Raw genomic sequence first — 11,377 nt, 5'->3', positions numbered from 1 at the left:
AACAAGTATACCATGGAGGAACCCCCTGTAACTGACCTCCTCAGAGTGGACATGAAGGTTGGCGAAGAAAAAGCCGTGGAACTGAAGGAATGGCGAGCCAAGCGTGATAATGCCGTCTGGAAGAAAGCCCTGGATAAACTGCGTGAAGTATCAAAGACAGATACGAACGTAATGCCGACTGTTATTGAGGTGGTGAAGGCCGGGGCTACCGTCGGCGAAGTGTGTGACGTGTGGCGCGATGTATTCGGGCAGTATCGACCCAAGGAATTTATTTCATGATGTGTGGAGGTGACTTACAATGGCAGAAAAGAAGATAAAAATTATCGTTGCAAAACCCGGGTTGGATGGCCATGATCGTGGGGCCAAGCTCCTGTCCCGTATCTTTGCTGAGGCCGGTATGGAAGTCGTCTACACCGGATTACGGCAGACACCGGAAATGATTGTCGAAGCGGCGCTTCAGGAGGATGCTGATGTCGTTGGTTTGAGCAGTCTTTCGGGAGTCCATAACTACTTCTTTCCCAAGGTGGTCGATCTGCTGAAGGCAAAGAAGCTTGGCAATGTCCTGGTAGTAGGCGGTGGGATCATTCCCTTGGAAGACATCCCCGAATTGAAGAAGGCGGGAATTGCCGAAATCTTCGGACCGGGAACATCGACGGAAGTTATTGTTGATTTTATTAAATCAAACGTAAAGGCCAAGTAATAAGATACCCAGTTTTATTGTGGCGGATTAGTTGTTGAAAAGAGCAGGGGAGGTTGCTGATTACCTTCCCTGCTCTTCAAACTGATAACCGGGCATCCGTTTGGTTGCTTTTTATCAATCTGATTACTTGATCATCTGAAAAACTGAGCGAAAAGCCATGATTATGGATTATGTAGCAGAAATCCTCCAGGGAACGCCGCTGGCGATTTCCCGTTTAATTACCTGGCTCGAAAACGAGGATGTCCGGGCCCGTCCCATTATGGAAGAGATTTACCCCCACACCGGAAACGCCTATATTTTGGGTCTTACAGGATCTCCCGGTACCGGGAAAAGCACCCTCACGGACGGAGTGACCTGGCAGCTTCGCCAAAGGGATCTTACTGTGGGCATTGTCGCCGTCGACCCATCAAGCCCTTTCACGGGAGGAGCTTTGCTTGGGGACCGTATCCGCATGGCCCGTCATAGCGAGGATAAGGGTGTTTTCATACGCAGCATGGCTACCCGAGGCGCTCTCGGCGGTTTGGCTCAATTTACACAGGGAGCGACAAAGGTATTGGATGCTTCTGGGAAGGATTTTGTCATCATTGAGACCGTCGGCGTGGGGCAGGACGAAGTAGACGTCATGCGCGTTGCCGATACCACATGTGTCGTGCTGGTGCCGGGCATGGGGGATGTCATTCAAAGTATGAAAGCCGGTATTATGGAAATAGCGGACATTTATGTCGTTAATAAATCTGACCGGCCGGGAGCCGACCAGCTCTATTCCGAGGTTATGTACCGGGTTGACCAGGACGTGCATATGAAGGGCCGGAAGTGGGTGCCGCCGATAATTAAAACAATAGCCGTGGAGGGAAAAGGCGAAGATGAGCTCCTGGATGCCATTATGTTGCACCGGAAATATCTGGAAGAATCCGGTGAATTAATCGAAAAACGTCGAGACCGCACTCGCCAGGAAACACTTCAGATGATTCACTACGAGCTTTTCCGTTTTATTAAGGAACGTCTTTCCAAAAATGACCAGATCGAAAAGATGGTAGAAGAAATTATGAACCACAAGTCAAGCCCGTACAACGTCGTTGAACAGGTCGTCAATAAGTGGCTCTCCTCATCAAAGTAGGCTCTTCCTTCTTTTGTACCGGGAACTTTCAATAATACTACCACGCCGGGTAGTCCCACCCCTTGGTCGGGGAACTTCAATCAACTGTTTTCAAAAAATTGTTTGGGATGGGGATAAATATCACAGGATGCTGATAACCGGCTGTGGCTTTGGGTTAAGGGTATCCTCATTGGCAAAATCATGAAGAGACAGATCTGTCACCTGGCTGCCGAAATGAGAAAATTTTTCCTTTACCATATCTATAAACATTTCGACCGTAATCGAAAAACACAAGCGGTCGGAAAAATCGTACGATTGGGTATGCTGGGAAACATCAACGATTATGTCCTTCAGTAGTTGCCTCGAAACTGCATCCCTGTTATGATCCAGAATAAGTCCACTCATGCTGAGGGCCATTACTTTTACGTGATAATTGATCACTGCCCCTCTTTCCTCCCTGAAATCCGGATGATCACGAAGATATAATGTATCTTCCAGCAAATTGATATTAGGGGGAATATCGTCGAGAGATTTCCTTTCAAACCACTGATCTAACACCGGCAGAAGTGGGGCATATACCGCTCTCCCATACCCCCCAAAGCCGGAAATATCAAAGCCTGTATAATAATGCCGGTATTTCAGGTATCTTTCCTGCAGTTTATTCCGGCTGCCATTTTCACAGCCTGCCGCTACGAGTGTTGGTTCGATGATGTCACCTGTAAACTATTGGACATTAACGCGTATTTTATCACGCTACAAAAAGACTGAATTAACTCAGCTAATTACAAGTTGCCGCCTTTCAGTATATACTTCTCGCTCTTTTCGCGGGCATATTGCGCAACTATACAATAGTTAGTTGTAAACTTTTTGATAAGGGAATTTCTGCCGATGCTGAAACGGCCTCTTTGTGAGGACCTCAATCAGATGTTTATCAGATAAATTTCCCCAAAAGAGAGCGGTGCATGAAAAAACACCGCTCTCTTACGTTATTGTATGGTTTCGTTTACTCTAAAACTATCCGAGGTAAAAACCGGTCGGGTCAAGGGCTCTGAGGACCTTAAGTTCTTCCTCGGTCGGCACAGTGGTTTCTACCACGTTGGGCGACACCTTGAGATCCCATGCGCAATTGGCCCTGATCTTCTCCACGGACTGGCCGGGGAAGAACTCTGTCAGGTACATCTCCTTGGTGTCTTCATCGAACCTGTAAACGCCCATGGTGCTGACCACACAGTCAGGTCCCCCACCGATCATGCCGAGTGCCTCGCGTTCTCCCGGGCCGCCCAGGAAGCCGGGAGTGGTAATGTATTCACATTTTTCGACGAACTTCTTGGCATCCTGGGGCATAATGGCAAGAACCCTTTTCCCCGAAGTCGCCATGTCGTTTGCGCCGCCGCTTCCGGCAAAGTAGGTAAAGCTTTCCTTTTTGGACCAGTCCCCTGCTCCCGTCGAGTTGATGTTGCCGAACTTGTCGATCTGGGCGCCGCCGATGAAGGCAACGTCGACCTCGCCACGCTGCAAAGCGGCCATGGTGGCCAGCATGCCGAACGCCGAATCGGCCCCGAGGAAAGCAGCAGGGTCATCCACGGTGATCGCAAGGGCCTGAGGAGCTGTCGCCCGGATGGCGCCGCCCTCGGTTAACATAATCATGCTTGGGGCGTGGGTGGCAAAGGCATATGCGGCCACCATAATTGGCAGTCCCACTCCCACGAAGACAACCTCTCCGTCTGCAATTTCTCTGGCACAGCGGATTGTCATAAGTTCTGTCAGTTTATAATTAGCCATAATTACTTTCCCCCTTTCTTCGCGGCGAGCGCTGCTTCAAAAGCCGTCAGCCGGTCATCCGTGTACATGGGCACACCTTTCCAGCATACCGGATCATGGTAACCGTAATCGACGTCTATTTTCGGTTTGAAGCCGAGAACGGGTTTCAGCAGGTCCAGGCCTTTCTGGCCGAATTTCGATTTATATTTCTCGATGTACGCTTCTTGGTCTTTGCAACCATAGACCCATTCATCGAGGAAGTGAGGCAGGAGTTCTTCGTGCCGCTCATATTTGCCCTGATACTGGCTGAAGCGGATATCCAGGCCGTAGTAGCCGCGGCAGGCCGATGGATGAGCGCCATACGGGCAGTGGACAACGGCCAGGGTCTTGAAGTAGGGAACAATCGTGCGGTCCGGATCGCTTCTGGTTACCTCCGGCTCCACAATCTCCTCGGCAGTAACGATGACGCCCCGCGTTGTTCCGTTGGCGCCGAACTCGTCGGTGACGCCGCGTGTTCCATAGGATATCACATTGCCGAGACGATCGGCTTTCTGGGCGTGGATGATTGCCACATCGGCCCGCCACGCGCGCACAACCGTTGTCTTCTTGCCGGTGAAAGGATCTTCTATTATTCTGAGGTCCGTCAAGTTGTGTTTCATCATATCCGTGCCGATATTCCCCCGGATGGGCATGAAGGGAATGCCCATGAAACCTGCCATCATCGCGGTGGTGGCGCCGAAGTTAGAAATGTCATACCTCTTGAGGTGACCTTTGTTGAATGCCCGGCGAATGGCATAGGGGGCCTTCACGTACCAGTTCATGATCCAGGCAGTGTGAATTTCCGTCACACAGCCGGCTCCCACCATGAGATCCAGACCGCCCACGTCCGTTGATGATTCGATCGTGGTGAGGTGCCTTTTCTTCTGTCTGATGATTTCGTGAGTCAGGGCCATGGGGACGTGAATCTGGAATCCCCCATAGTAAACCGTATCTCCATCATGGATGAACTTTGCTACCGCATCCTTGAGCGTCATCCTTTTGTCGATATCTGCCATGTAATCCTCCTTTTTCTTGTTAATAAAGATGAAGTTAGTAATGCCAACACTTTCTGGAAAAGTAGCTCACACCTCCTTCCTAGGGTTCAACAAACCCCCGTACAATACGTGCCTCATAACATTGGCGGCATAGATAATAAACGCGGATATTTCCGCAACCAGTGCCATAGAGCTGTAAAAGAAAAGTGCATTCAGGACAACTTTGCAGCATACATCTGCTCTCACAAAACCTGAAGCTCTCCTCAGGTCGGCCACATTCATCGCAATCACGGGGAAAGATGGACATGGCTTCTCATTCCGCGGTGAGCTTTTCGTTATCTCTTAAAGCAACCAATGGTATTGCAATAAGGTCAATCGGTTAGTAAAAAAAACAGATTAATGTCGAGAAAGAGAACTTCTCGCGTGCCAGGTTCTTCCAAGTCTTCGAAAGACCACTCTATCCTTAATATAGCAGCGGCTATACCTACCAAAAATTGATTCATTGTGTCAACTATTTTTTTATTTTTTCTGAACCCGACAAAATAATTTTTAAGTCGAGGAGAGAGGTTTCTCCTGATACTCTAAGATATTTTATTCTCTACCCGCTTTCTCTTTCGTCATTCCCTCATAGATTCCCTGAACGGTTTGGTCGGTCAACATCTTGATAAATCCCTTTCACGATCATCAGCACCACAAATCACATTTTGTGATCATAATTTCATTGACACACAAGACCATCCTTCGTATACTTCTTTCCCACAAAAGCAAATCCGTTGTGCGCCAGGAAAAGCATGGGAAATCCCGTTGGTTACAAAGCCAGCCTGACATAGTTAGCTGACCGTTTTTTCGAGGAACATATGGAAGAGACTGAACAGGGAAAGCGAGCAAATGAACCGGGTCAACGAGAACCCGTCGGTGGGGTCTGTTTGGACGATCTGGCCTACCTGAGTGACTACCTGGGGGACTCGCAACTTGTAATAGAAGATGACGCTCTTCTTGAGTGGGCGCACAGCAGCCGGATTTCTCCCCGGGATGCTCAGATCGAGGCGCTCCAACGCAGAATCATTCCCCTGCGCTATGCAAAAAACTTCAATGCCCTGACTCTTGCCGAACAAAGGCACATCTGTGAAAGCCGGGTGCTTGTCTGCGGCTGCGGAGGACTTGGCGGGGTTATCATCAACCTCCTGGCTCGTGCTGGAGTGGGCACTCTGCGTTTGGTAGATGGAGCCGTTTTTGTCCCCTCCAATCTCAATTGCCATTGGTTTTGCGACACGCAGGAGCTCTCACGCCCCAAAGCGGAGGTGGCCGGAGCGCGCGTGCGGGCTATTAACCCTCTGACAGAGGTTGAGGTGTTTTCCACTGTCATGGACGAGGACAATGTCGGAGCTTTGATTGGAGGGATGGGTTTGGTTATTGATGCAACGGATAACCTCCCGGGAAGTCTTCTTCTGGCGGAAGCCGCAAAGCACATGAGGGTACCCTTCATTCATACCGCCGCGGCAGGATGGTGGGGGCAAGTCAGCACATTCCTTCCGGAATCCTTCCTGAATCTGCACGACATTTATGGGCCCCGGGAAGAAGGGAATTCAGCAGAGGATATGACGGGCGTGCTCAGCCCGGCTCCTGCCGCTATCGCGAGCCTTGCGTCGTTTGAAGCAATCCGCCTCCTTTCGGGCCGTAATTCCGCATACACTGATCAGCTTCTTTACCTTGATGGAGAGAGTGGGCGAATGGATGTCATTCCTCTCGGATAGGGCGCAATTGGGGACAACTGTTTCCTAAAAAATAAAAAGTTTAACATGAATCCCCCATCATATCATTTATAATCTCCTATAAAATATTTTGTTACTTAAACGTTTTTGTGCTATAAAGACTTAGTTATATTAAGCCAAGAGATTATCAAAACATCAGGAGATCATTTATGAGAAAAGATAGCCTTGTTTGTTTTCGCCTGAGCAAAAATTTACGAGAATCCCTGGACAAGGTAGCTCACGAAGAAAGACGGTCTTTATCATCGACGATTGAAATTATACTGACTAATTACATGAAAGAAAGAAAAGTATTGAAAGGTATCAAGAAAGAGAAGCGCCAGTACCCCAGAAAAGCTGTTTCTGTTCCGGCGTTTATTAACCAATACGGTATAGGAGAAAAAAAGTTACATACGGGAGCAATAACGGATATTTCCCTTAATGGTGTCCGCGTTTCAATTCCCCGGGATGTTCCCTGTGAGATATCAGTCGATACGGATAAATCCACATTTGAGATCATTTTCACTTTGCCGAATGAGAACAGGCCGATACACTTAACGTGTGAGCCTCGCAGATTGATCGATTCCGAAGAAGTTATCCAAGTTGGAGCATCCTTTGTTGATGCAGATTTTCATAGCTATAAAGCACTCCAGACCTACCTGATGTGACATGCTCATCTCTTAAGTCATCTCTTTTAAACTTCTGAAGCACAGTACTTTTTACCTGTCTTTAAACTAACATTTATAGGGCGTATTTCATGAAGCGAAAAAAGTCAGTAAACGAGACTGAGAATGTCGTCGATTTCAAGGTAATAATGGATCAGAAAAAAATGAATGATATCTGCAGCCTGGATTATGACGAATTTAAGTCTGCGGTTACCCAATTACTCTTGAGTATAGTTGAGGCTATGGGGGAAAATAACAAAGAAATAGATAAATCTTTTCAAAGACTGATAGAACACCTCAATATCGTCAGTGAGGAACTGAAATTTATTAAACAGGTGCTTTATATGGAAAGGATATTAAACGGAGAACACAGAGACGGTCCTATGACCATGGATCAAAAGGAATCAATGGCAAAATCATTTGGGATTGATTTTGATAAATTTGTGAAGCAGTTTTCAGACAAAGAGAGAAGTAAAAAAGAGTAAAAATACCCTATAACAAATCCCGCCAACGCAGGTGAAGCGTAACCTCATTCGGGCAAGATGCCCGACCGTTTAAATCGTAGGATATACGTCCCGCTTGAAAAATTTCCGGGGGGTAAAAGGGGAGACACCGTTTTTTGCCCGATTTGAGTAATTTCCGAAACAATGCTAACGAATGCCGGTAACTGCTGTAACAGATTTTTCCGGGATAAGCATGCAGCTATCTGTAATCCGGATACCAATTCTGTCAAGCTGGAGAAGCCGGTATATCGTATTTTGGGTTTCCAGTAATAAATCACCGTAGCCTGCGGAATAGCGTTTCTTGAGCAATTGCCTGTTTTCCCTTAACAATGTTCGGTTGAAATAGCCCATAATCCAGTCCAGAGAGGCGTCAACCGTTTCACTTGCCGTCGCATCAAACACAATACCGCGGGTTACATTCCTGCCGGCAGCATCTTCCTCGATGGCCTTCATGATGTCGTTGCCGGCGGTTGCTCCCATCAGGACTATTTCACGGCAATTACGAAGAAGCGCGGCCAGTTGATTACTTTCAAATGTTACATCCTCGGCAAGGATAATCCTGGCGCCTTTTATTTCCTGAACAGGCATGCGTAACCCCGCGCCTTTTAAGTGAATCAGGGATAAGGCATCCTGAATAAAGCGCTCTATCTCTTCTTTTTGAGAGGAGGATATCTCTGTAACGCCTTTAATGAATCCCAGACGTCTGTATATCTCTTTGTGGGGTAAGGGTATTAATATGGATTCGAAAAAAATGACAGGTGTCATACCCTTTTCTTTGCGAGGTGTTTCATCAAACCGCCGTCTTTGATGAGTTCTTGCATAAACGGTGGAATGAGATGAATGTGAAGTGACTCTGCAGTGCTGTCTGAAATCCGGATGCTTCCGTTATCACCGTCCACTTCTATTTTCTGGCCATCTGAAACCCTATCCCATAAATCTCCTGATTCAAAAATAGGCAGACCGATATTGAACGCATTCCGGTAAAATATCCGGGCAAAACTCTTTGCGATGACACAGGATACTCCTGCGGCTTTGATGGCAATCGGTGCGTGCTCTCTCGATGAGCCGCAGCCGAAATTCTCACCTGCCACGATGATATCGCCAACACTGAGTTTCTTTACAAATGCAGGGTCAGCGTCTTCCATACAGTGGGCGGCAAGAGACTCGGGGTCAGATGTTGTTAAATAGCGGGCCGGTATGATTGCATCGGTATCGATATTATCTCCAAATTTCCATACTTTTCCTCTGAATATCATTACCATTCACCTTCCTGAGAGAAAATATCCCTGACCCCTGATCCCTAGCCCCTGTTCCCTCACAATTCCTCCGGACCGGCAATCCGTCCCAATACCGCCGATGCCGCGGCAACAGCCGGGCTGGCAATGTATACCTCACTTCCGGTATGTCCCATACGCCCGACAAAATTCCTGTTCGTTGTGGAAACAGCCCTCTCGCCATCTGCCAGGACTCCCATGTGACCGCCCAGACAGGCGCCGCAGGTCGGCGGGCTGACCACCGCATTTGCATCGATGAATATCTCCATAAGACCTTCTTTCAGAGCCATTCTGTATATTTCCTGTGTGGCGGGTACAATAATCAAACGGATATAGGGCGCTGCCTTTCTCTTTTTGAGAATGCCGGCCGCTACCCGGAGGTCTTCGATCCGGCCGTTCGTGCATGATCCGATAATAACCTGATCAATTGTAACATCACCTGCCTTGCTGATTCCTCTTACGTTCGAAGGCAGATGTGGAAATGCCACCTGTAGTTCTATTTTACCGACATCGATGTCGATGACAGAATCATACACGGCATCGGAGTCGGAGGTATAAAATGTGTAAGGCCGCTTCGCTCTTTCGTGAACATAAACCTTTGTTATATCATCGGGGATGAAGATACCGTTCTTCGCGCCCGCCTCGATCACCATGTTCGCGATGGTCAATCTATCCGCCATGCCGAGTTGCCCGACAGTTTCACCGGTGAACTCCATTGCCTTGTACCGTGCCCCGTCGACACCTATCAAACCAATAATAGAGAGGATCAAATCTTTTCCGGAAACCCATTTTTGCATCTGCCCGTGAAAGACGATTTTTAATGTCTCAGGAACCCTGAACCAGACCTCGCCGGTCAACATTGCTGCCGCAAGATCCGTACTGCCGACGCCGGTGGCAAATGCTCCAAGTGCTCCGTACGTACAGGTATGGCTGTCGGCGCCGATGACCAGGTCTCCGGGCAGCACGATACCCTGTTCGGGGAGGAGGGCATGTTCTATACCCGCTTTGCCGACTTCATAGTAATGAGTAATTTCCTGCTCCCGTGCAAATTCTCTGACGAATTTACATTGCTGGGCTGAGTCGATGTCTTTATTGGGTGTAAAATGATCAGGGACAAGCACCACCTTGTTCCGGTCAAATACTTTGACACCGCCTGCCTTTCTGAATTCTGCTATAGCGATAGGAGCCGTTATATCGTTCCCGAGGGCGATATCCACTTTTGCGTTTATCAGCATCCCGGGATGTACTTCTTTGAGATCTGTGTGGTGACACAGTATCTTTTCTGTGATGGTCATTCCCACGTCGTCGATTCTCCACCTTTTGCTGTGTGTATTTCCTTACACCATTATCCTTCTTTATACAACTTTAACCTTTTTCACGTCCTTCCTAAGAAATTCAAGACGGTTTAACGCGTTGATGTATGCCTTTGCCGAAGCGACAATCACATCCGGATCGGCGCCGCGTCCCGACACGGAGCGCCCGTTATACTTGAGTTGAACCATGACCTCTCCAAGGGCGTCAGTCCCGCCGGTAACGGCGGAAACGACGTACTTCAGCAAGTGATAGTTAGTATTGGTAATTTTCCTGATTGCCGCGAAGGTCGCATCCACAGGCCCGACACCGAAACCGGCGTCCTGGATGATCTTTCCGTCAACCTCCATCTGCATGGTCGCTGTCGGTATCGCCACGTTGCCGCTTATTACATTGAGATACACCAGTTTGTACCTCTCGGCGATTTTGTACACTTCTTCATATACAATAACCTCTAAATCTTCATCAAAAATCTCTTTTTTGACATCGGCAAGTTCCTTGAATCGCACAACAACCTTCTTCAGTTCTTCAGCAGTCATTTTATATCCCATTTTCTTGAGATGCTCAGAAACCGCGTGACGGCCTGAATGTTTCCCGAGAACCAGGTGGGTTCCGGAAATACCGACGGACTGGGGAGTCATAATCTCGTACGTGATCTTTTCCTTGATCAGCCCATCCTGATGGATGCCCGATTCGTGGGCAAAGGCATTAGCCCCGACGATTGCTTTATTGGGTTGAACAGGGATACCCGTAATGTGGGTTAAGAGTCTCGATGATTGGTAGATATATTCTGTTTTAATCCCGGTACGAAATCCAAAAAAGTCCTTCCGGGTTTCCAGGGCCATCACCACTTCTTCTATGGCGGCATTCCCGGCCCTTTCCCCTATCCCGTTGATGGTGCATTCCACCTGCCTTGCCCCGTGTTTAACGGCCGCCAGCGAATTCGCCACAGCAAGGCCAAGATCATTATGGCAGTGAACAGAGATGACGGACTTTTTTATATTTTTGACCTTTTTAAACAAATACGTAATCAGCTTCGCGAATTCATCAGGCACACTATACCCTACCGTGTCAGGGATATTAACGGTGGTGGCTCCCGTTGCGATCACCGCTTCGACAATATCGCAAAGGTAATCCCAGTCCGTACGGGTTGCGTCCATGGGTGAAAATTCGACATTCGGCGTAAAGACGCAGGAATGAGCCACAGCGGTACAGGCCTCTTTGAGAACCTGCGCCCGCGTTTTTTTAAGCTGGTACTTCAAATGGATATCGGATGTCGAAATAA

The 11,377-nt window shown here is 48.2% G+C and carries 13 protein-coding genes; 6 read left to right on the top strand and 7 right to left on the bottom strand.

Annotation, left to right across the window (positions count from 1 at the left end; translation table 11 throughout):
* The 3 genes from NTW12_03530 to meaB form a co-directional block, all read left to right on the top strand.
* A partial coding sequence (locus tag NTW12_03530) for a methylmalonyl-CoA mutase family protein (protein MCX5845416.1) occupies nt 1-279 on the top strand: 279 nt, incomplete at its 5' end.
* Nucleotides 280-298: 19 nt separating this feature from the next.
* On the top strand, nt 299-700 hold the full coding sequence (locus NTW12_03525; GenBank protein MCX5845415.1) for a cobalamin B12-binding domain-containing protein: 402 nt from the start codon (nt 299-301) through the stop codon (nt 698-700).
* A gap of 163 nt (nt 701-863) precedes the next feature.
* Entirely contained in the window at nt 864-1,817 is a 954-nt protein-coding gene (meaB, locus tag NTW12_03520) for a methylmalonyl Co-A mutase-associated GTPase MeaB (protein ID MCX5845414.1), read from the top strand.
* Between the two features lie 120 nt (nt 1,818-1,937).
* On the opposite strand, the gene NTW12_03515 is transcribed toward meaB, so the two are convergent.
* The 3 genes from NTW12_03515 to NTW12_03505 form a co-directional block, all read right to left on the bottom strand.
* Nucleotides 1,938-2,237: a hypothetical protein gene (locus NTW12_03515; protein MCX5845413.1), complete on the bottom strand. Its 300-nt coding sequence runs from the start codon at nt 2,235-2,237 to the stop codon at nt 1,938-1,940.
* Between the two features lie 573 nt (nt 2,238-2,810).
* Complete coding sequence (locus NTW12_03510) at nt 2,811-3,578, bottom strand: glutaconate CoA-transferase (GenBank protein MCX5845412.1); 768 nt, start codon at nt 3,576-3,578, stop codon at nt 2,811-2,813.
* 2 nt (nt 3,579-3,580) lie between these two features.
* Nucleotides 3,581-4,612, bottom strand: a complete 1,032-nt coding sequence (locus tag NTW12_03505; protein MCX5845411.1) for a CoA transferase subunit A — start codon at nt 4,610-4,612, stop codon at nt 3,581-3,583.
* An 836-nt stretch (nt 4,613-5,448) separates the two neighbouring features.
* Here NTW12_03505 and NTW12_03500 point away from each other — a divergent pair.
* From NTW12_03500 to NTW12_03490, 3 genes are all read left to right on the top strand, one after another.
* Entirely contained in the window at nt 5,449-6,345 is an 897-nt protein-coding gene (locus NTW12_03500; GenBank protein ID MCX5845410.1) for a ThiF family adenylyltransferase, read from the top strand.
* A 167-nt stretch (nt 6,346-6,512) separates the two neighbouring features.
* Nucleotides 6,513-7,007, top strand: a complete 495-nt coding sequence (locus NTW12_03495; protein MCX5845409.1) for a PilZ domain-containing protein — start codon at nt 6,513-6,515, stop codon at nt 7,005-7,007.
* Nucleotides 7,008-7,096: 89 nt separating this feature from the next.
* Nucleotides 7,097-7,489, top strand: coding sequence for a hypothetical protein (locus NTW12_03490; GenBank protein MCX5845408.1), 393 nt, complete (start codon nt 7,097-7,099; stop codon nt 7,487-7,489).
* 165 nt (nt 7,490-7,654) lie between these two features.
* Here NTW12_03490 and NTW12_03485 read toward each other — a convergent pair whose 3' ends face one another.
* The 4 genes from NTW12_03485 to NTW12_03470 all read right to left on the bottom strand — a co-directional run.
* A complete protein-coding gene (locus NTW12_03485; protein MCX5845407.1) occupies nt 7,655-8,272 on the bottom strand; it encodes a hypothetical protein in 618 nt (205 codons plus the stop codon).
* Nucleotides 8,269-8,769 (bottom strand): 3-isopropylmalate dehydratase small subunit, encoded by a 501-nt coding sequence (locus NTW12_03480; GenBank protein ID MCX5845406.1) that lies wholly within the window; start codon nt 8,767-8,769, stop codon nt 8,269-8,271. Before NTW12_03480 ends, NTW12_03485 begins: the two co-directional genes overlap by 4 nt.
* Before the next feature lie 53 nt (nt 8,770-8,822).
* Nucleotides 8,823-10,082 (bottom strand): 3-isopropylmalate dehydratase large subunit, encoded by a 1,260-nt coding sequence (leuC, locus tag NTW12_03475; protein MCX5845405.1) that lies wholly within the window; start codon nt 10,080-10,082, stop codon nt 8,823-8,825.
* 54 nt (nt 10,083-10,136) lie between these two features.
* Nucleotides 10,137-11,377 (bottom strand): 2-isopropylmalate synthase (locus NTW12_03470; GenBank protein MCX5845404.1); only part of this gene is annotated, 1,241 nt, incomplete at its 5' end.

The organism is Deltaproteobacteria bacterium, assembly GCA_026388545.1.
Lineage (GTDB): Bacteria > Desulfobacterota > Syntrophia > Syntrophales > UBA2185 > JAPLJS01.
Note: the sequence above shows the minus strand (reverse complement) of the source record. Positions and strands in the feature narration are given on the sequence as shown.